Genomic DNA, 21,004 nt, shown 5'->3' with positions numbered 1-21,004 from the left:
ATCAATCTTGATCAAGATAATCAATGTAAGGCGGCAAATGACGGAATGGCTGTCGCGGGAGCAAGCGCTGGAGCGGCTGAACGTCCGGCCGCAGACGCTTTATGCCTATGTCAGCCGCGGCCGCATCGGCATGAAGCCGGACGACACCGACCCGCGCCGCAGCCAGTACCGCGCCGACGACATCGCCGTGCTCGCCACGCGCCGCGACCGCGGAAGGAGCCCGCGGGCGATCGCCGAGAGCGCCATCGCCTGGGGCGAGCCGGCGATCGCCACCTCCATCTCGACGGTGCTGCATGGCCGCCTCGTCTATCGCGGCAGGGACGCGGTGGAGCTTTCGGCAACGGCGACGCTCGAGGAGACCGCCGAATTGCTGTGGGCTTCCGACCGTCCGGTGTCGTTCGCTTCGCTGACCCCTTCGGCTGCCCGGCAAAGCGGCACGCCAACGGCATTTGCCAGGCTTTCGGCGCTGGCTGCCGAAGGCTGGCCTTCGCTCGGCCGCAGGCCGGCCATGCTGCAGCAGGACGGCGCTGCCGCGACCAGCGCTCTGGCCTCCGCGCTCGGCGCGACGCCGGGCTCGGAGCCGGTGCATGACAGGTTGGCGCAGGGCTGGTCGGTGGACGCCGCGGGGGCAAAACTCATCCGCAAGGCGCTGGTGCTGCTCGCCGATCACGAGCTCAACGCCTCGACCTTCGCCGCCCGCGTCGCGGCCTCCACCGGCGCGCCGGTCGCCGCCTGCCTGCTCGCGGGTCTCGCGACGCTGAGCGGCCCGCGCCATGGCGGCGCGGGCGCGGCGGCGATCGCGCTGGTCGAGGACGCCGAGCGGCTGGGTGCTGACGAGGCGATCGCCCGCTGGCTCGCCCACGACCGGCCGCTGCCGGGCTTCGGCCACCCGCTCTACCCCGAAGGCGATCCGCGTGCCGAGGGGCTGTTTTCCGATTTCAGGATCGATGACGGCCTGTTGCAACTGCGCAAGGCGGTTCTTGCCGCGACCGGGCTGCATCCGAACATCGATTTCGCGCTGGCCGCGATGACGCGCGGCCTGCGCCTGCCCGCCGACGCCCCGTTCCGCCTGTTCGCGCTCGGCCGCAGTGTCGGCTGGACCGCGCATGCCGTCGAGCAGGTGACAAGCAACAGGCTGATCAGGCCCCGCGCCCGCTATGACGGACCAATTGGCGCGGGATGACGACCTTGGAGATCAGCCGGAACGCGTTTGAGGTCGTCATCCTGGGGCGGAGCGTGTGGCTGCCGCGCTATCGGGGACTCTAGACGGCGATCGGCGCCTTGATGCTCGCATCCGCGAAATAGTTCTCGAGGCGGAAATCCTCGAAGCGGAAGGCAAAGAGGTCTTTCACCTCCGGATTGATCCACATCGTCGGCAAGGCCTTGGGGCGTACGCAGCATCTGCTCGAAATGGTTCGAATAAAGATGCGCATCGCCGAGCGTGTGGACGAAATCGCCGGGCTTCAGCCCGGTCGCCTGCGCCACCATCATGGTGAGCAAGGCATAGGAAGCGATGTTGAACGGCACGCCGAGGAAGATATCGGCCGAGCGTTGGTAAAGCTGGCAGGAGAGCCGGCCCTCCGAGACATGGAACTGGAACAGGCAATGGCAGGGCGGCATCGCCATATTGGAGGCTTTGCCCGAGATCATCGCATCGACAAAGTGCAAAACGCCTTGGCCCGCCAACGCAATGCTGCTTAGGCCGCCTTGGGACTCTTTGCGACACGCCTCTCTACTCGCTCGGACTTCACGTCGGCAAACTTGGACCTGGCAAGCCAACGTGGCAGGGCCGATCTTGCTCGGGCGCTGCCGATCGCTTCGATCCTGCTTTGGCTGAGCGCGGCGTGAAGTGGAAGATCACCGCGCCAGACGTAGATCATGTCGCGCAAGGTCGTGGTTAGGTAGAGATCGACATCAAACGCAGGATCAGTGATGCAGAGCTGCGTCGCGCCATTCTCGCCGACAAACCAGTAGTGCCGCCAGCGAGCCGGTCGCTCGCGGAACGTAAGCTTCACGACCGAACGCCGTGCTCCGAAGGCATCCGGATGCGCCCCCCTTTCAATTGCCCAGAGAAGCAGGCCGGCATCGAGTTCATGATCCATTAGCTCTCGGCGAGACCACCGTTGACCCCAGACGCCGAGCGCGTGCACCAGCGGCATCAGATCTTGGCCTGGCGCCGTGAGGTGGTAAGTCCAACCGCGCCCTGATTCCGGTAGGCGCCGCTCAACAAGTCCCTCCGCCTCCAGTTGTTTGAGGCGCTTGGAAAGGAGGGTCGGAGACGCCCGCGCAACACCGCGTTGAAGTTCAGAGAAGCGCGAAACGCCCTTGCCGAGGTCGCGCAGGATCAATGGCGTCCAGCGCTCGCAGAATATCTCCGCGGCTTTGGAAATGGGACAGAACTGCCCGTAACTTCTCAATGGCCCGCTCCTTCTGTCAGCGTATCAACGCAAGATACTACATTTTGTGGAGTATTCGCATGCGAGGCGTCGGGGCAAGCTCGTCCAAGCAGGAGACAGGTCGCCACGCATCGCGGGCTGGCCGCGGTCGGTTACCGCGCGCCCAGCGCGTGCGAGGGGCTGTCGGAAGGATGGTGACGAGATGAACGATGGCCATTGGGGGCGGCCATGAACGAAATGGGCGTTCTGGATGCCGTGGTTGTGGGCGCTGGATGGGCCGGCCTCGGCGTCAGTTATATGCTTGCCCAATCCGATATGCGGCATTGCGTCCTTGAACGCGGGCGAATCGGCGAAACCTGGCGGACCCAGCGTTGGGACTCGTTCCACTTCAATCTTCCCAACATGTACAGCGTGATGCCTGGCGATCGTTACGATGGCCCGAACCCAGAAGGGTTTATGACGCATATAGAGTTTACGGCTCTCCTTGAAGACTATGCGCGGCGCTACCAACTCCCGGTTCGTAACGGCATCTCGGTCACAAAACTGAAATCAAGTGACGGGCTCTTTCACATTGTGACGCCGGAGCAGACGTGGCGGGCGAAAAACGTGGTTGTCGCCAGCGGCAGCTTGAACCGTCCGCGTCGACCAGTTTCCGCCTTCGCGTTGAAGGATGGCCCAGTACAGCTCGATGCCTCTGACTACCGTAATGCCGACGACCTTCCCGCCGGAGCTATCCTTGTCATCGGCAGTGCGCAGTCTGGCAGTCAAATCGCCGAAGATTTGATTCTGGCAGGCAGGGAGACCTATCTTGCGACGGGCCATATTGGCCGCCTGCCGCGATGCTATCGCGGGCGCGACATTGTCGTATGGATGGTGAAGACCGGATTGGTCGATGCGCCGCGCAAGGATTTTGTCGATCCCTCCGGTCGCGTTGCCGGCAGGCCCCTGATTGGCGCTTTGCACACGATAAGTCTGCAATCTCTCAGCGCCCAAGGCGTCATGCTGCTCGGACGATTTCTCGGAGTGGAGAACGGCCAGCCTGTCTTCGCCGACGATCTTGTTGGGAATATTCGGTTCGGCGACGAGATTTCCGCGCAATTCAAAAAACGTATCGATGAGTTTATCGAACGCAGCGGTCTCGATGCCCCCGCACCCGTTGAGGAGGAGGCGGAGGCAGTCGCTCCGCGCCTACCCCAGCGCCCCATTCTGTCGCTCGATCTCGTAGAGCGGAACATTTCAGCGATTGTCTGGTGCACCGGCTTCCAGGGCGATTTCAGTTGGATCGATGTACCCGGTGTTCTCGACAAGCGAGGCCAGCCTGTTCACGAAGACGGCGTTGCCCCGATTCCCGGAATCTATTTTGCCGGGCTCGATTTTGCGTCCACGCGCCGGTCGGGCACCGTTATGGCCATTGAAGACGAGGCGCGTCGATTTGTCGGCCAAATATTAGCTCGGACGTGATCCGGTGACGGGTGAAGAGGTCACCTATCCGAATCGAATTCAGGAGGGTAGACGGCCCACAATCGGTGAGGACGTGCTTCTCGGAGCTTTGTTGCTCGGCCGGGCCGGGAGTTTCGAGGGTGGGACTTTGGGGCGGCCCTTGAACCGGCCTTCAACCGTCCGATGCGGTTGAAGGCCGGTCAGGCGGTGCAGGAGCTGGAGCGCTTCTCGTCGCAGCCTCGACAGCCCAATCTGTCGCGAAACGCCAAAAGCCGCCTTTCGGCGGCCTCGGTCTTCTTCAAATCGGCACCATAAGCGACACTGGAACTGTTCGGCCTCAAATTTCCACCGTAAGTAAGTGTCGGTCTCGGTCAAAACCTGCCCGAGGATGACGAAGGGATGGGTCGGTTCGGCTAATCTCAGGCGCAGCGACCACCATCAACGACAGCCACCACCCGTCAGGACATCGTGTCCAGCTTGCGCTGCATGGCCGCAATCTGCGCCTTCAATTCCTGCAGATCGTCGCCCTTTTCTTCCTTCTTCGGCGGCTCGGCCGGCGCTGCCGAATTGCCGCCGGCGGGCGGGAACGGCGTGAACATGCGCATGGCGTTCTGGAACATCTCGACATTGCGTCGCGTCTGTTCCTCGAGCGCCTTCATCGGCGTCTTCATCATGTCGATCGGCGTCTTGCCGAAGGCACCCTTGAGCTGCTCGCGAAACCGCTCCTGCTCCTTGGAGAAGGCGATCATCGACTGTTCGAGGAAGCTCGGCACGATCATCTGCATCTGATCGCCGTAAAAGGAGATGAGCTGGCGCAGGAACGGGATCGGCAGCATGTTCTGCCCTTCCTTGTTCTCCAGCTCGAAGATGATCTGCGTCAGCACCGGGTGGGTGATGTCATCGCCGGTCTTTGCATCCTGGACCGTGAACTCCTCGCCCTTCTTGACCATCTCGGCCAAGTCCTCGAGCGTCACATAGGTGCTTGTGCCGGTATTGTAGAGCCGGCGATTGGCATACTTCTTGATGACGATCGGGTCGTCTTTTGCGGCCATCCATATCCTCCCCAGGACACCGGCACCTCTAGGAGTAAGCGGCCGGTAACGATTGCGCCCTTTAACCAAGATACGCGCAAAAGCGTCACAATTCCAAGCGGTTTGTGCACTGCGGCATCAATTAATGCTGCACAGCCATTGCAAAATCCGCCGCATGGCCAACGTCACGTTACCGCGACTGGCGCGCGCTCTGCTTGCCGCGCATGGCGGTCATGCCCATTTCCGGTTTGACTCAGGGTTTCGAACGGGCAAGAAAGTCCTAAAGCGATCTCGAAAATACGACACCTCGAAGTCTGGAGAAGAAAATGTCCGCTTCCAATTCCATCGTCGTCGCCAGCGCCGCCCGCACCGCGGTCGGCTCCTTCAACGGCAGTTTCGCCGCAACGCCCGCGCATGAGCTCGGCGCCGTCGTCATCAGGGAACTGCTGGCGCGGGCGAATGTCGAGGCGGCGGAAGTCGACGAAGTCATCCTCGGCCAGGTGCTGACCGCCGCGCAAGGGCAGAACCCGGCTCGCCAGGCCTCTATCAATGCCGGCCTGCCGAAGGAGACCACCGCCTGGGGCCTCAACCAGGTTTGCGGCTCGGGCCTGCGAGCCATCGCGCTCGGCATGCAGCAGATCGCCACCGGCGACGCCAAGGTGATCGTCGCCGGCGGCCAGGAATCGATGTCGATGTCGCCGCACGCCGAGCACCTGCGCGCCGGCGTCAAGATGGGCGACTACAAGATGATCGACACCATGATCAAGGACGGCCTTTGGGATGCCTTCAACGGCTATCATATGGGCAACACCGCCGAGAACGTCGCCCGCCAGTTCCAGATCACCCGCGAAACCCAGGACGAGTTCGCCTTGGCCTCACAGAACAAGGCCGAGGCCGCGCAGAAGGCCGGCAGGTTCAAGGATGAGATCGTCGCCTTCACCATCAAGGGCAAGAAGGGCGACACAACAGTCGACCAGGACGAGTACATACGCCACGGCGCGACGCTCGACGCCATGACCAAGCTGAAGCCCGCTTTCGACAAGGATGGCACGGTCACCGCCGCCAACGCCTCCGGCATCAATGACGGCGCCGCCGGCGCGCTGCTGATGACCGAGGCCGAGGCCGCCCGGCGCGGCATCACCCCGCTGGTGCGCATTGCATCCTGGGCGACCGCCGGCGTCGATCCGGCGATCATGGGCACGGGGCCGATCCCCGCCTCGAAGCGGGCGCTGGAAAAGGCCGGCTGGTCGGTCAAGGACCTCGATCTGGTCGAGGCCAACGAGGCGTTCGCCGCGCAGGCTTGCGCCGTCAACAAGGGCATGGGCTGGGATCCCTCGATCGTCAACGTCAATGGCGGTGCCATCGCCATCGGCCATCCGATCGGCGCTTCGGGCGCCCGCGTCTTCAACACGCTGGTCCACGAGATGCGCCGCCGCGGCGCCAGGAAGGGCCTCGCCACGCTGTGCATCGGCGGCGGCATGGGCGTGGCCATGTGCGTGGAAGCGCTGTGAGCTCAGCGAGTAGCGAATAGGGAGTAGCGAATAGGGAAGAAGAAGCGTCGCGCGGCGGGACATCGGACCCCTACTCGCTATTCGCTACTCCCTATTCGCTCAGACGATTTTAAAGGGAGGACCACATGAGCAAGGTAGCAATCGTCACGGGCGGATCGCGCGGCATCGGCGCTGCGATATCGGTCGCCTTGAAGAAGGCCGGCTATTCGGTCGCGGCGAACTATGCCGGCAATGACGAGGCGGCGCAGAAATTCAAGGCCGAGACCGGCATCCCGGTCTACAAATGGTCCGTCGCCGACTACGAGGCCTGCGCCGCGGGCATCAAGCAGATCGAAGCCGATCTCGGCCCGGTCGGGGTGCTGGTCAACAATGCCGGTATCACCCGCGACGCCATGTTCCACAAGATGACGCCCGCGCAGTGGAAGGAAGTCATCGACACCAACCTCTCCGGCGTCTTCAACATGACGCATCCTCTGTGGAGCGGCATGCGCGACCGCAAGTTCGGTCGCGTCATCACCATTTCCTCCATCAACGGCCAGAAGGGCCAGGCCGGCCAGGTCAACTACTCGGCCGCCAAGGCCGGCGATATCGGCTTCAGTAAGGCTCTTGCCCAAGAAGGCGCGCGCGCGGGCATCACCGTCAACGTCATCTGCCCCGGCTATATCGCGACCGAAATGGTCAAGGCGATCGACGAAAAGGTGCTCACCGAGCGCATCATCCCGCAGATCCCGGTTGGCCGCCTCGGCGAGCCGGAAGAGATCGCGCGCTGCGTCGTCTTCCTGGCGTCCGACGAGGCCGGCTTCATCACCGGCTCGACCATCACCGCCAATGGCGGCCAGTACTTCGCCTGATACCCAACTTCGCCTGATACCCTTTTTGCGCTGAGGCGGCCCCGACGTCGGAGCCGCCTTTTTGCCCCGTCGACAAGCTCGGCGCGACACCTTGCCTCAATTCGGCACGCAAAGGTTAACGGCAGCAGCCCCCTTTGTGCGCAACTCCGCCAACAAGCTGTGAATTCTCGGTGGGTAAGCTGTGGATAACACCATATCTAGGGGTGAACAAACCGGGAAAATAACCGGATCGCTGATTCGTCGCCGATTCGTTCTGGCTTTGGCCGGAAAGTTAACGGCGGACGGCGCAAACGTCACCGAACTCGTAAAAAGCGATTAAGAAAAATCAACAATTTCATAACTTTGAGGACAAGGCTCAAGTCGACCGCGACCGTTGCCCGGCAAAAGTTAACGACGATCTCGGTCCGACGGGGCCACGCAGGAATCGGGCCAATTCAGCGATTCAGCATGTGGTGAGACTCACCGTCAAAAAACCCACATATAGCCGTGAACAAAACCTGAATCAGAACGAGTCAGCGATTCGTCGCTGATTCGTTCCAGACTCGTTCCAGCCGTTAACAACGATCGATTTTGCCCACCCCGGCCCGTTCTGCCTGTCGCCAAAGGAACATTCCGCTTTCGCTTCACGCCCGAAGTCCCTATGTGTCGCCTGTCACACGCGGCGGCACCGCCGTGCTTCAGACTACAAGCGGCAGAAACCTTATTTCCGAGCCGATGAACATCCAGCCGAAACACTCCCAGCCGCTGATCCTTTCGGGCCGCGACGTGACGGCCGTGCTGGGGCCCACCAACACCGGCAAGACCCATCTCGCCATCGAGCGCATGGTCGCGCATGAGACCGGCGTCATCGGCCTGCCGCTCAGGCTGCTCGCCCGCGAAGTCTATGCCCGGGTCTGCGAGAAGGTCGGCGCCCACAAGGTGGCGCTGATCACCGGCGAGGAGAAGATCGTGCCTGCCGGGGCGAAATATTCGGTCTGCACCGTCGAGGCGATGCCGCGCGAAACCGACGCCGCCTTCGTCGCCATCGACGAGGTGCAGCTCGCCGGCGATCTCGAACGCGGCCATATCTTCACCGACCGCATCCTGCATCTGCGCGGCCGCCAGGAGACGCTGCTTCTCGGCGCCGCCACCATGCACGGCATCCTGCAGCACCTGTTGAAGGGCGTGTCGGTGGTGACGCGGCCGCGGCTTTCGCACCTTGCCTATGCCGGCTCGAAGAAGCTCACCCGGCTGCCGCGGCGCACCGCTATCGTCGCTTTCTCCGCCGACGAGGTCTACGCCATCGCCGAGCTGATCCGCCGCCAGCAGGGCGGCGCGGCCGTCGTCCTCGGCGCGCTCTCGCCGCGCACCCGCAACGCGCAGGTGGAGATCTTCCAGTCCGGCGATGTCGACTATCTCATCGCCACCGACGCCATCGGCATGGGACTGAACCTCGACCTCGACCATGTCGCCTTCGCCCAGAACCGCAAATTCGACGGTTACCAATACCGTAACCTGACCGCCGCCGAGCTTGGCCAGATCGCCGGTCGTGCCGGCCGGCACCTGCGCGACGGCACGTTTGGCGTCACCGGCCAGGTCGATCCGTTCGACGAGGATCTGGTCGCCAAGATCGAGGGACACGACTTCGATCCGGTGAAGGTGCTGCAGTGGCGCACCGCCGATTTCGACTTTTCCAGCCTCGATGCGCTGAAACGCTCGATCGAGGCCAATGCGCCGGTCGAAGGGCTGACCCGCGCGCTGCCGGCCGTGGACGCGCAGGCGCTGGAGCATCTGTCGCGCGATGGCGACATCCGCGCTTTGGCCACCGGCAAGGAGCGCGTGGCGCTGCTGTGGGAAGCCTGCGCCCTGCCGGACTACCGCAAGATCGCGCCGGCCCATCATGCCGACCTCGTCGCCTCGATCTATATGGACCTTGCGCGTCACGGCCATGTCGATGAGAATTACATGGCCGAGCAGGTGCGGCGCGCCGACACGACGGACGGCGATATCGACACGCTCTCGCACCGGATCGCGCAGATCCGCACCTGGACTTTCGTCTCCAACCGCCCCGGCTGGCTGGCCGATCAGCTACACTGGCAGGAAAAGACGCGCGAAATCGAAGACAGATTGTCGGATGCGCTGCATGAGCGGTTGACGAAACGCTTCGTAGACCGCAGGACTTCCGTCCTCATGCGGCGCCTTAGAGAAAATACCATGCCTGAAGCCGAAATCAGCCCTACCGGAACCGTCCTCGTCGAAGGCCATCATGTCGGCGAGCTGCAGGGGTTCCGCTTCACCGCCGACCAGAGCGCCGGCGGCGAGGACGCCAAGGCGGTGCGCACCGCCGCCCAGAAGGCGCTCGCGGCCGAGTTCGAGGCGCGCGCCGAACGCTTTGCCGCTTGCGCCAATGGCGACCTGGCTTTGGGCTCGGACGGCGTCCTGCGCTGGATCGGCGCGCCGATCGGCACGCTGGTCGCCGGCGACGAGGCGCTGAAGCCGCGCCTGGTCCTGCTTGCCGACGAGCAGCTGACCGGGCCTGCCCGCGACAAGGTCGCGGCGCGCGCCGAGCGTTTCGTCAATTTCCAGATCGAGTCGCTTTTGAAGCCGCTGGTCGACTTGAAGAATGCCGACCAGCTCACCGGCATCGCGCGCGGCATCGCCTTCCAGCTGGTCGAGCATTTCGGCCTGATCAATCGCCGCGACATCGCGGAGGAGATGAAGTCTCTCGACCAGGAAGGCCGCGCGGCACTTCGCCGCCTCGGCGTGCGCTTCGGCGCCTACCATGTCTTCGTGCCGGCGCTGATCAAGCCGGCGCCGGCCGGCCTGGTGACCTTGCTCTGGGCGCTGAAGAATGACGGCAAGGACAAGCCGGGCTTCGGCGACGTGGTGCATGCGCTGGCCTCCGGCCGCACTTCCGTGGTCATCGACCCGGCCTTCGACAAGACCTTCTACAAGCTCGCCGGCTACCGCAATCTCGGCCGCCGCGCCGTGCGCGTCGACATCCTGGAAAGGCTCGCCGACCTCATCCGCCCGGCGACCAACTGGAAGCCTGGCCTCGGCCAGCGTCCGGACGGCGCCTATGACGGCCACGCCTTCATGGTGACGCCGCCGATGATGTCGATCCTCGGCGCCACCGCCGACGACATGGAGGAGATCCTCAAGGGTCTCGGCTATCGCTCCGAGGCAAAGCCGGCCGCCGAGGTGAAAGCGAAGCTCGACGCGCAGGACGACGCCGCCCGTGAAGCGGCCGCGGCCAAGCTCGCCGCGGAAGAGGCCGCTCGCGCCGCGCGGGCGACGGAGGCGCCCGCCCCCGAGGCCGCCACCGTGGCAACGTCCGGCGAGAGCCCGGAGACGGACAGCACCGAAATCCATGCCGCGGAAACCCCCGCCGGGAGCGCGGCGGAGCCTGTCGACGAAACAATCGGACGGGAGACACTGACCGCGGAAACTACGGAAACCGCAGCGGCAGGCGAACCGGCAGCGCAAAGCGATGAGCCGGCCGGCGAGGCCGTGACGGAGGAAGGCGTGCCTTCGGCTCAGGCCGAGTCCTCGCAGACCGAAACCCCGGCCACGAGCGAGACCCCCGCATCGACTGAAATGACGACGGAAGCCGAAACCGCGGCCGAGACTGAAGAGCCGAAGCCTGTCCTTCTGTGGCGCCAGGCGCGCTTCGACCATCAGCGTCCGCGCCATCGCCACGACAACCGTCGCGACAATCGTCCGCGTGGCGGCCAGCCCGCGCGCGATGGCCAGCCTGGCGCCGCTGCCGGCCAGCCCGGCGATCGCCCCGCCCAGGAAGGCCGCCGCGAGCAGCGCGACGGCGCCGGCAAGCCGCGCTTCGACCGCTCGAAGTTCAAGCCACGGCCGGAAACCGGCGACAGGCGCGAAGGTGGCGAACGGCGCGAAGGCAGGCCGCAAGGCGAGCGGCCAGATCGCCACGAGGGGGGCCGCCGCGAGGGCCGGCCCGAATGGAAGGGCAACAGGCAGGACGGCAAGGGCAACGCCCAGGGCGGCAAGCCGGCCTTCCAGGGCAAGCCGCGCGAGGAGCGCCCGCAACGCTTCGATCCGGACTCGCCCTTCGCCAAGCTCGCCGCCTTGCGCGACCAGCTGAAGAAATAGGTTCGAGCATGATCCCGAAAAGTGGGACCCGGTTTTCGGGCGAGATCATGCTCCATCAAAGAGCCAGCATGATCCCGAACCGAAGGACCGCGCCAGCGAAAAGTGGGAACCGGTTTTCGGATAAGATCACGCTCCAACAAAGTTAGCCCCGATGGTTGGAGAGGGCCGCCAGCGCATCGACAAATGGCTGTTCTTTTCGCGCGCGGTGAAATCGCGGTCCCTGGCGGCGAAAGTCGCCGTCGCCGGGCGCGTGCGCATCAATCGCGACAAAGCAGCGCAGGCCTCCGATCTGGTCAAGCCCGGCGACGTTCTCACCATCACGCTCGAGGGCCGTATCCTGGTCTGGAAGGTGCTGAATTGCGGCACGCGACGCGGTCCGGCCGACGAGGCGCGGCTGCTTTACGAGGACATGTCGCCGGCGCCGACACCCAAGGGCGAGGCGGTTCCGGATGCCATTCCAGGCCTGCGCGAGGCCGGCAGCGGGCGCCCGACCAAACGCGAGCGGCGGCAGACCGACCGTCTGCTCGGCGATGATTGAATTGGGCCAGCCGGACCGCCAGCGGCGAGACCGCTGGAATTCTATTCCCCGGGGCCGGCAGTGCCCGAATGCGCTGCCCTTGCAAGCAGCCGGCAAAGGCGTTACCTCAACCTGAAAAAGCCGAGCAAATCGGGACGTTCCGGAGCCTGCAATGACCTATGTCGTGACCGACAATTGCATCAAATGCAAATACATGGACTGCATCGAGGTCTGTCCGGTCGACTGTTTCTACGAGGGCGAGAACATGCTCGTCATCCATCCCGACGAGTGCATCGACTGCGGCGTGTGCGAGCCCGAATGTCCTGCCGACGCGATCAAGCCGGACACCGAGGGCGGCCTCGACAAATGGTTGCAGGTCAATTCCGAATACGCCGAGAAGTGGCCCAATATCACCGCCAAGAAAGAGCCGCCCGCGGACGCCAAAACCTTCGATGGCGAGGCCGGGAAGTTCGAGAAATATTTCTCGCCGGAGCCCGGTGAAGGCGATTGATGCTGGCGCCGGCGACGCCGGCATGACGCGACGTAACGCGACCGATACAGTTGCTGTCTTGACAGGCAGCGACCCCGTTTGGCGTTAGCGAACGCAGCAAAACCTTGATTCTTCCGACTTTTTGTGTTACATCAACGAAACATGCCGGTGACACAACGTCGATTTATGGCGCTAACGCCCCAAATCACTGAAAGGTGAGCTTTTAGATCCGGACCAGAGCGATCTGGGGCAGGCGGTCGCATTCGTGCGGTATGCCGGTCCCTGCTTTTCCGGTGGTTCATCCTGTTGCGCGGCTAATGGTCGGCTATCGCCGACCCCATCGGTTCGAGCCGGCATGATGCCGGCTGCACAACTAAGGAGTTCAGGGCGTAATGGCAACGATCACCCCGCAGAAGAAGTCCAACGCGGCCCGCCACGGGTTCAAGACCGGCGAGTTCATCGTCTATCCGGCGCATGGCGTCGGCCAGATCGTGGCGATCGACGAGCAGGAAGTTGCGGGTCACAAGCTGGAACTGTTCGTCATCGATTTCCAGAAGGACAAGATGCGGCTCAAGGTACCGGTCGCCAAGGCGACCTCGATCGGCATGCGCAAGCTGTCGGAAGAGGACTATGTCGACCGCGCGCTGAAGGTCGTGCAGGGCCGCGCCCGCATCAAGCGCACCATGTGGTCGCGCCGCGCCCAGGAATATGATGCCAAGATCAACTCCGGCGACCTGATCTCGATCTCGGAAGTGGTGCGCGACCTTTACCGCGCCGACAACCAGCCGGAGCAGTCCTATTCCGAGCGTCAGCTCTATGAAGCCGCGCTCGACCGTATGGCCCGCGAGATCGCCGCGGTGAACCGCATGTCGGAGACCGAGGCGGTTCGCCTCATCGAGGTCAACCTCAACAAGGGTCCGAAGCGCGGCGCCAAGGCCGACAACGAAGAATCCGAACAGGAAGAAGCTGCCTGAGCTTTTTCGCTCATCGAACTACGAAGAACCCGGCCTCGCGTCGGGTTTTTTGTTTGGGCTTAAAGCATGTCTCCCGAAAGTGGACCCGGTTTCGGGACAAAGACATGCTTAAAATCAAAACTTAAAGCAGGTCGCGTGAATCCTTTTTCACGCGACCTGCTTTAATGCATGTCGCGCAAAAATGTGCAGCGGTTTTGCGACAACGACATGCATGAAAACAAAGCCTTGAAGAAGCGGCGGCCCCCGCTCTTTACCCGGACCTTCGGTCCGGTCTCCCCACAAAAGGGGAGGTAAAGGACTCAGCCGCCAGACTCCTTCTGCGCTTCTTCCTGCCGCAGCGAAGCGATAAACCGCTTGGTCCGCTCGCGCTCCGGATTGTCGAACACGACCGAGGCCGGGCCTTTCTCGACGATCGAGCCGGCATCGAGAAAGACGACCTCCTGCGCGATCTTGGAGGCGAGCCTCAGATCGTGCGTGGCCATCACCATGGTTGTGCCTTCGCGGGCAAGCTGCCCAAGCACGTCGACCACTTCCTGCGCCAGTTCCGGATCGAGCGCCGAGGTCGGCTCGTCGCAAAGCAGCACGCGCGGCGACGGCGCCAGCGCCCGGGCGATCGCCACGCGCTGCTGCTGGCCGCCGGACAGCGTCGCCGGCCAGGCATCGGCCTTGTGCGCCATGCCTACCTTCTCGAGCAGCGCCATGGCCCGCTCGCGCGCCCTTGGCTCCGGCCATTTCAGCACCGTCACCAGCCCTTCCATGACATTCTCGATCGCGGTGCGATGCGGGAAGAGCTGGAAATTCTGGAACACCATGCCGGTCTGCAGGCGAATGCGCTGGATGTCCTTGGCCGGCACCTTGATGCCCGGACGGAATTCCAGCCTCTCCTCGCCGATGCGCAAAGCGCCGGACGTCGGGATCTCCAACAGGTTGATGCAGCGTAAGAGCGTGCTTTTGCCGCCGCCCGAAGGGCCGACCAGCGCCGTCACGCTGCCCTCGTCCAGGCTGACGGTGACGCCTTTCAGCACCAGATTGTCGCCGAAGCGCTTTTCGATGTCGGTGAGGCCGATCATGCGTTGGCCTCCAGGAACCCGCCATAGCGGTTGAGCCGTACCTCCAGCCGCGCCTGCAGCGCCGACAGCACCGAGCTCAATGCGAGATAGAGCGCCGCCGCCTCGACATAGAGGATCAGCGGCTCATAGGTGGTGGCGACGATGCGCTGCGCCGCCTGGAACATCTCGGGCACCGTGATCGCCGCCGCCAGCGAGGTATCCTTGACCAGCGAGATGAAGGTGTTGGAAAGCGGCGGCACCGCGACGCGGCCGGCTTGCGGCAGGATCGTGCGCCGCATCGCCTGGCTCCAGGTCATGCCGATCGAGTAGGATGCCTCCCATTGGCCTTTCGGCACCGAGCCGATGACGGCGCGGATGATCTCCGACGTATAGGCGCCAATGTTCAGCGTGAAGCCGATAAGCGCGGCGGGAAAGGCATCGAGCAGGATGCCGACCGACGGCAGGCCGTAGAAGATCAGGAACAACTGAACGAGCAGCGGCGTGCCGCGAAAGATCCAGACATAGAAGCGAACCAGCGCAACCAGCGGCTTTGGACCGAACAGCCGGATCAGCGCCGTCACCAGTCCGGCGATGAGCCCGAGCGCGAAGGACAGGAGCGTCAGCGGCACGGTGAAAATCAGCGCCGCCCACAACAGCGTCGGCAACGATTCCAGCATCAATTGCAGCCAGTGCGGCACGGAGCGCTTCTCCCTTCCAGATACGGCGGCGCGTTCCTCCGTATGGACTGACTATCATGCAAAAACCGGCGGGCCGTCAAAGACCGCGGCGCATGAATATCGTGCAAAAAAATAACGGGCCGTCTTTGACGGCCCGCCGGTTTCCGAACAGAGGACGATTGCCTTACTTCGAAACGTCCTGGCCGAAATATTTGTCGGCGATCTTCTGGTAGGTGCCGTCGGCCTTGATGTCGGCCAGCGCCTTGTTGATGGCCGCGACCAGCTCCGGATCGCCCTTGCGCACGATAACGCCGGAATAGTCGGCATTCTCTTCCTGCGCGGCGATCTTCACATTGGCGTCCGGCTTGTGCTTCTTGAAGTCGAGGAAGGACAGGCTGTCGTTGATGGTGGCGTCGGCGCGGCCGGTGAGCAGAAGCTGGATCGACTGGTCGAAGCCGTCGGTGCCGACGAGCTCGGCGCCATTGGACTCGGCGAGCTTGCCGAAGTTGGAGGTCAGCGACTGCGCCGACTTCTTGCCCTTGAGGTCGGCGAAGGTCTTGATGTCGGTGTTGTCGCCGCGCACGATCAGCACCGCTTTCGAGGCGATGTAGGGATCGGAGAAGTCGTACTTGGCCTTGCGCGCATCGGTGATGCCGACCTCGTTGATGACGGCGTCGTAGCGGTTGGCGTCGAGGCCGGCGATCAGCCCATCCCACTTGCCTTCGAGGAACTCGACCTTGACGCCGAGCTTGTCGGCGATGGCCTTGGCGATCTCGACATCGAAGCCGACCAGGGCGTTGGATTCGTCATGATAGGTGAAGGGCGCGTAGGTGCCTTCGGTGCCGACCTTGATGACGCCCGCCTGCTTGATCTGGTCGAGATTGGCGCCGGCATGCCCGGCCGTGACCGCCAGAACCTGCAACGTTCCGGCGACAAGGAGCGATTTGAGCCATTTCATTTTTCTGTGATCCCGTTTTGACCGGTGCCCCGGCGCGATTGTGAGAGCCGGAAACTGACAGATAGAAGGCTGCGAAATAAGGAACCAGATTTCAAAAATCGGCTCTGCCAGAAATCTGATTCTCAAAATTACCCGACAACCGCCAAGCGACTCTTTCGGGCCGATAACAAAACGTTCCCGCTGGCAATATTTGCCCCCTCGGACGGCGGAACCATCGATGCGCCTGACACGTTGCATGGCTGTTGTAGGGCGCGGTGGCATCTTTTCAACCGCTGTGAGCCCACTCACCACCAAAAGGAGCCGGCATGATCGAGGACGCGGCAGGACGGACGCTGGTCCGGGCGGCAATGAAGGCTCCTTATCTCGAGCGCGACGAGGAGCATGTCCTCGCCTTGCGCTGGAAGGAAGAGAACGACCAGCACGCGTTGCACAGGATCACCGTCGCCCACATGCGCCTGGTCATCTCGATGGCCTCGAAATTCCGCCATTACGGCCTGCCGCTCGGCGACCTTATCCAGGAGGGCCATGTCGGCCTGCTCGAGGCTGCCGCCCGATTCGAGCCCGCGCGCGAAGTGCGCTTCTCGACCTATGCCACCTGGTGGATCCGCGCCTCCATGCAGGATTACATCCTGCGCAACTGGTCGATCGTGCGCGGCGGCACGAGTTCGGCGCAGAAGGCGCTGTTCTTCAACCTGCGGCGTCTGCGCGCCCGCCTCGCCAACGGCGCCGAGCCGCTCTCCAATGCCACGCTCTATCGCGAGGTCTCGGCCGCGCTCGGCGTTCCGGAAGCCGACGTGGCGATGATGGATTCACGCCTGTCCTCGCCCGACAGCTCGCTCAACGCGCCTTTGGCCGACGAGAACGGCGCCGCCGAACGGATGGATTTCCTGGTCTCCGAAGACCCGCTCCCCGACGAGATCGTCGGCGACCGGATCGACATCCAGCGCCGGGCAGTCTGGCTGAAGAGCGCGCTCGGCGCGCTCAACGCCCGCGAGCTTCGCATCATCGAGGAGCGCAGGCTGAGCGACGACGGCGCCACGCTGGAAGCGCTCGGCGAACAGCTCGGCATCTCCAAGGAACGCGTCCGCCAGATCGAGGCCCGCGCCATGGAAAAGCTGAAGCTGGCCCTTGTGAAGCAGAATCCGGAATTTTTGGCGGAAGCGGCCTGAAATTAATGTAATTAAAAAATCAAAGATAAGAAATTTATTAAATAAGAATATATTCGCCGTCGAGGCGATTTTTCCTCGGTAACGCATATTGATTGTGAGCTCTTTAACAGACCGCTGCGCCGCAATCGGCTTTTTTGACGCCTCCAGATCATAACATAAGGGGGATTTGCCATGCTGCGATGCTGCGCGCTCCTTGTAGCCCTGTTCCTCGTGGGCCTCACGACATTCGAAGCGCACGCCGATCGAAGGGTTGCCCTCGTCATCGGCAATTCCGAGTATCGCGAAATCCCGGCGCTCAAGAATCCCGACAAGGACGCGGACGACGTCTCCAATACGTTCCGGCTGGCCGGCTTCGAGGTGTTCGCCGCCAAGGACCTGACCAGGCTTCAGTTCGAAGAGCGGTTCCGCAACTATCTGGCGGCAGCCGACGGCGCCGATCTCGCGGTCGTCTACTATTCGGGACACGGCTTTCAGATCGGCGGCGAGAATTTCCTGATTCCGGTCGATGCGTCGCTGAAAGACGCGGCCGACATGGAGGTCCAGGCCATCAAGGTCGACGACATATTGCGGCAACTGCGCTCGAGATCGAAGATCCAGATGATCATCCTCGACGCCTGCCGCAACAATCCCTTCCCGCGCAAGGACTATTGGCTGCGCGACCAGTTGATCGTCGCCGGCGACAGCGGACTTGCGCAGGTAACAGGTTCGCAGAACACGCTGATTGCCTATGCAACCGAGCCGGGGGCGGTCGCCTATGACGGTTCCGGCGATCTCAGCCCGTTCTCGTCGTCCTTCTCTCGCCGCGCGCTGGCGCCGGACCAGGAGATACGCTCGGTCATGGCGGCCGTGCGCCGCGACGTGGTCAAGGCCACCAACGGCAAGCAGGTTCCGTGGGAGAACTCCTCGCTGATCGACGATGTCGTGCTGATGCGCGGGGCGGAGCAACCAGCGCTAACGCCTCCCGACGCGCAGCAGAACGAGCAGGTGGCCGAGCGCGGAATCCAGGTTACCGATGTCGCCGAGGCGATTGGAAGTCGCGATATCCGCGTCCCGGTCGGCGTCGGGCCGGTTCCGCTGAAACTGGATCTTCCGGCCAAGGATGCCTCGATCAGCCTTAAGCTTGCGAGCTACCCGGCGACCGGAACGCTGTCCTTGCCCGGTCGCGTCCTGTCGCCGCAATCGAGCCTGATGGCCGCCGAGGTCGACAATCTGCGTTACGAACCGCAGATCGGCTCGGCCGCTCCCGTCGAAGTCGGCTTCGAGATCCGCGTCGGCAACGCCGCGAAGCGGGCGACGATGAAACTGTCGCCGGGCGTCGACCCTTGCGACCAGGCCGCTGGCGAGCCGCTCGACCTGCAGGGCGTCGTCCCGGGACGGTTGCCGAACGAGATCGGCGGCGGGGCTCTCGAGACCTGCGAGGCGGCGGTGAAGTCCTACCCCGACATTGCGCGCTTCCGTTACGAGCTGGGGCGGGCGCTGCTGGCGGCGGGCAGGATCGACGAGGCCAGGCAAGCGATCCAGGAAGCTGCGGACAAGGGACATATCCGCGCCCTGTTCGCGCTCGGCTCCATCGCCTCGTCCGGAACAGGGACGGCTGTCGATGCATCGAAGGCGAACGGCCTCTATTCGAAGGCGTCGGATAACGGAGACCCCTACGCCCTGGCCGCCTGGGGACGCGCTTTGTTCAATGGCCTCGGCGTCGAGCGCGACACCGGCAAGGGTCTGGACCTGCTGCTCCAGGCAGCGGCGATGGGGCATGTCGACGCCATGAAGGAGCTTGCCGTGATCTTCACGGAAGGCCGCAACGGCGTGCCCGCCGACCCGGCCCGCGCCCTGGCTTTCCTCAAAGCCGGCATGGAGCGGCAAGACGTCTATTCGATGGGCATTCTCGGTCTTTCTGCGCACCCCGCGCGCACCATCCCCGTGGTCATGGCGTGCAAGGCCCCGAAGGTCATCACGAAGATAAAAGTGGTCCGCGTGCCCGTGTCGAAACCGAAGACCGTCACACCGACAATTCCGGGGGCACCAAAGGTCAAGCCGATGCCAACGGAAACCGGGAGGACATCCTGGAGCGGTGGCAGTAGCCGCGCTGCCGGCACCGGCGGTGGCAGTACCGGCGACGGCGAAGGTGACGGCGGCGACACCGGTAGTGACGGCTTGTGAAGGACAACGTCTCCCGGCCCGGGCGATTGTTCAAATAGCCGACGGCGCCTGGTTGGTGCGAATTCGCAAGTCCCTACCTGTCGGTGACGATCTTGACCTTGTCACCCGACGACACTGTCGCGCCCGGCGACATGGCGTTGAGCACGCGGAACAGGTCGAGCTTGCGGTCGACACCGACCATCTGCGCGGCGAGCGAGCCCATGGTCTGGCCGGCCTGGACGGTGACGACCCTGATATGCAGCGGCTTCAGCGCCGCCTTCTCGGCAGGGCTCAGCACACGGAAGGAACCGCTGACCGAGCGCGCCACCGGGTCCAGCGAAGTGCTGGCCGAGGGCGCGGCCGTCAGCAGCCTGTAGACTTGGCCGCCGGCGCGGATCACTGCGATGTCGAACTGCCAGCCTTGCGCGCTGGCATGCGCCGTCGCCGCATCGTTGCCGTTGATCGTCTCCTGGCGCACGCTGGCGTCTTCCAACCCCGCCACCCAGCCGCTGCGGATGTAATCGGTGAGCGATACCGACTTGTCGATCGCCACGCCGTCGAAGCGGATGGCGATGTCGCCCGGCCCGGTCGCGGTGACGGCGGCCGCCGAATTGTCGATGACGAAGCCGTCCGGCACAGTGAAGGAGACGCCGAGATTGGGGTGCATGAAGGTCTGGCCGCGCACATAGCCTTCTTCCGGCGTGTCGCCGTAAAGCAGGCCGTCTATGCCGGCCAGAAATGCGTCGCGGTCGCGCGTGCCGACGCCGGGCGGGCCGAAATTGCGCGCAAGGCGCTGCGCCAACTCGATGCGCTGCGGCGTGTTGGGGTGCGTCGCCAGGAAGTCGAGGCTGGCGTCGGTGGCGCCGCTGACCGAGCGGAAATCCGTATAGGCCGACATCGACTGCAGGAAGCGACCCGCCGCATAGGGATCATAGCCCGCCTCGCCGATCGACTTGATGCCGATGGCGTCGGCCTGCAGTTCCTGGTTGCGCGAGAATTGCGCAAGCCTGAGCTTGCCGCGGATGAGCGCCGCCTTGGCCGTCGGGCTGTCGCCGAGCACATCGGAAACCACCTTGGTCGCCAGGCCTTCCTCGGCTTCGAGTTGCTGCCGCTGCAGGCCGTGATTCGCGGTGACGTGGCCCATCTCATGCGCGATGACGGCGGCAAGCTCGGACGAATCGTTGGCCAGCGCCAGCAAGCCGCGCGTCACATAGAGATAGCCGCCCGGCAGCGCGAAGGCATTGACGTTGGGCGAGTTGAGGATGGTGATGCGATAGGTCTGGGTAGGGTTCGCCGACACCACCGTCAGATTGCCGACGACCTTGGCCACCATGCGTTCGAGCCTGGGGTCGGAATATTCGCCGCCATAGGTGGCGAGAATCCGCGGATGCTGCGCCTTCGCCATTTCGGCGAGCTTGGCGTTGGCGACGACATTGTCGACGGTGATCGGCTTGTCGGAAGGCTGGAAGCCGCTTTCCTGCACGTCCGGCGGCGTGAACATCTGGCAGCTGGCCAGTACGGCAACGCTCGCCAGCGCGAGAAATCGTGCCAGCGGCCTCATCCAAACCTTCTCAGCGCCGGTCGACAGATCGGCTTCCTTTCGAACTCTTTCGGCAAATCGCTGCCCAGCCGGACTAGCATGGCCGGACCTAGCCACACTCCCCCGGACAAGGCAAGCAAACGCCGGATCGCCCGTTGCCG

16 protein-coding genes and 1 pseudogene are annotated in these 21,004 nt (G+C 63.7%); 10 read left to right on the top strand and 7 right to left on the bottom strand.

Annotated elements, in window-relative coordinates; translation table 11 throughout:
* The first annotated feature begins 37 nt into the window (after nucleotides 1-37).
* Nucleotides 38-1,183, top strand: a complete 1,146-nt coding sequence (locus FJ424_RS22045) for a citrate synthase (RefSeq protein ID WP_140654994.1) — start codon at nucleotides 38-40, stop codon at nucleotides 1,181-1,183.
* 79 nt (nucleotides 1,184-1,262) lie between these two features.
* Here the strand turns inward: FJ424_RS22045 and thyA are convergent.
* Both thyA and FJ424_RS22035 read right to left on the bottom strand, forming a co-directional pair.
* Nucleotides 1,263-1,626: pseudogene (gene thyA / locus FJ424_RS22040) on the bottom strand (thymidylate synthase); the annotation flags it as partial.
* Between the two features lie 71 nt (nucleotides 1,627-1,697).
* Nucleotides 1,698-2,417, bottom strand: coding sequence for a helix-turn-helix domain-containing protein (locus tag FJ424_RS22035; RefSeq protein ID WP_140654991.1), 720 nt, complete (start codon nucleotides 2,415-2,417; stop codon nucleotides 1,698-1,700).
* A gap of 207 nt (nucleotides 2,418-2,624) precedes the next feature.
* Between FJ424_RS22035 and FJ424_RS22030 the strand changes: the two genes are divergently transcribed.
* Entirely contained in the window at nucleotides 2,625-3,857 is a 1,233-nt protein-coding gene (locus FJ424_RS22030; protein WP_140654988.1) for an NAD(P)/FAD-dependent oxidoreductase, read from the top strand.
* A 437-nt stretch (nucleotides 3,858-4,294) separates the two neighbouring features.
* Here FJ424_RS22030 and phaR read toward each other — a convergent pair whose 3' ends face one another.
* On the bottom strand, nucleotides 4,295-4,888 hold the full coding sequence (gene phaR / locus FJ424_RS22025; RefSeq protein ID WP_140645823.1) for a polyhydroxyalkanoate synthesis repressor PhaR: 594 nt from the start codon (nucleotides 4,886-4,888) through the stop codon (nucleotides 4,295-4,297).
* Nucleotides 4,889-5,193: 305 nt separating this feature from the next.
* Between phaR and FJ424_RS22020 the strand changes: the two genes are divergently transcribed.
* The 6 genes from FJ424_RS22020 to FJ424_RS21995 all read left to right on the top strand — a co-directional run bounded on the left by FJ424_RS22020 (nucleotide 5,194) and on the right by FJ424_RS21995 (nucleotide 13,308).
* Nucleotides 5,194-6,378 carry an acetyl-CoA C-acetyltransferase gene (locus tag FJ424_RS22020; protein WP_140645824.1) on the top strand — a complete coding sequence of 395 codons (1,185 nt, stop codon included), beginning with the start codon at nucleotides 5,194-5,196 and terminating at the stop codon, nucleotides 6,376-6,378.
* 125 nt (nucleotides 6,379-6,503) lie between these two features.
* Nucleotides 6,504-7,229, top strand: a complete 726-nt coding sequence (gene phbB / locus FJ424_RS22015) for an acetoacetyl-CoA reductase (protein ID WP_140654986.1) — start codon at nucleotides 6,504-6,506, stop codon at nucleotides 7,227-7,229.
* A gap of 714 nt (nucleotides 7,230-7,943) precedes the next feature.
* Nucleotides 7,944-11,327: a helicase-related protein gene (locus FJ424_RS22010; RefSeq protein WP_140655022.1), complete on the top strand. Its 3,384-nt coding sequence runs from the start codon at nucleotides 7,944-7,946 to the stop codon at nucleotides 11,325-11,327.
* Between the two features lie 151 nt (nucleotides 11,328-11,478).
* Entirely contained in the window at nucleotides 11,479-11,865 is a 387-nt protein-coding gene (locus tag FJ424_RS22005; RefSeq protein WP_140654983.1) for an RNA-binding S4 domain-containing protein, read from the top strand.
* Nucleotides 11,866-12,016: 151 nt separating this feature from the next.
* On the top strand, nucleotides 12,017-12,355 hold the full coding sequence (gene fdxA, locus FJ424_RS22000) for a ferredoxin FdxA (RefSeq protein WP_140645827.1): 339 nt from the start codon (nucleotides 12,017-12,019) through the stop codon (nucleotides 12,353-12,355).
* A 371-nt stretch (nucleotides 12,356-12,726) separates the two neighbouring features.
* Complete coding sequence (locus FJ424_RS21995) at nucleotides 12,727-13,308, top strand: CarD family transcriptional regulator (protein ID WP_140645828.1); 582 nt, start codon at nucleotides 12,727-12,729, stop codon at nucleotides 13,306-13,308.
* Nucleotides 13,309-13,607: 299 nt separating this feature from the next.
* Here FJ424_RS21995 and FJ424_RS21990 read toward each other — a convergent pair whose 3' ends face one another.
* From FJ424_RS21990 to FJ424_RS21980, 3 genes are all read right to left on the bottom strand, one after another.
* Nucleotides 13,608-14,378, bottom strand: coding sequence for an amino acid ABC transporter ATP-binding protein (locus FJ424_RS21990; RefSeq protein ID WP_140654980.1), 771 nt, complete (start codon nucleotides 14,376-14,378; stop codon nucleotides 13,608-13,610).
* The gene (locus FJ424_RS21985; protein ID WP_027166691.1) at nucleotides 14,375-15,055 is read right to left on the bottom strand and encodes an ABC transporter permease subunit; all 681 of its coding nucleotides are present in this window, start codon (nucleotides 15,053-15,055) and stop codon (nucleotides 14,375-14,377) included. Before FJ424_RS21985 ends, FJ424_RS21990 begins: the two co-directional genes overlap by 4 nt.
* Nucleotides 15,056-15,218: 163 nt before the next feature.
* The gene (locus tag FJ424_RS21980) at nucleotides 15,219-15,992 is read right to left on the bottom strand and encodes an amino acid ABC transporter substrate-binding protein (protein WP_140645831.1); all 774 of its coding nucleotides are present in this window, start codon (nucleotides 15,990-15,992) and stop codon (nucleotides 15,219-15,221) included.
* Nucleotides 15,993-16,297: 305 nt separating this feature from the next.
* On the opposite strand from FJ424_RS21980, the gene FJ424_RS21975 reads away from it, so the two are divergent.
* Together FJ424_RS21975 and FJ424_RS21970 are read left to right on the top strand one after the other, a co-directional pair.
* Complete coding sequence (locus FJ424_RS21975; protein ID WP_140645832.1) at nucleotides 16,298-17,161, top strand: RNA polymerase factor sigma-32; 864 nt, start codon at nucleotides 16,298-16,300, stop codon at nucleotides 17,159-17,161.
* Between the two features lie 171 nt (nucleotides 17,162-17,332).
* Nucleotides 17,333-19,324, top strand: a complete 1,992-nt coding sequence (locus FJ424_RS21970; protein WP_140654977.1) for a caspase family protein — start codon at nucleotides 17,333-17,335, stop codon at nucleotides 19,322-19,324.
* 73 nt (nucleotides 19,325-19,397) lie between these two features.
* Here FJ424_RS21970 and FJ424_RS21965 read toward each other — a convergent pair whose 3' ends face one another.
* Nucleotides 19,398-20,864 (bottom strand): M48 family metalloprotease, encoded by a 1,467-nt coding sequence (locus FJ424_RS21965; protein WP_140654974.1) that lies wholly within the window; start codon nucleotides 20,862-20,864, stop codon nucleotides 19,398-19,400.
* Between the last annotated feature and the right edge of the window lie 140 nt (nucleotides 20,865-21,004).

The organism is Mesorhizobium sp. B3-1-8 (assembly GCF_006439495.1).
Classification (GTDB): domain Bacteria; phylum Pseudomonadota; class Alphaproteobacteria; order Rhizobiales; family Rhizobiaceae; genus Mesorhizobium.
Note: the sequence above shows the minus strand (reverse complement) of the source record. Positions and strands in the feature narration are given on the sequence as shown.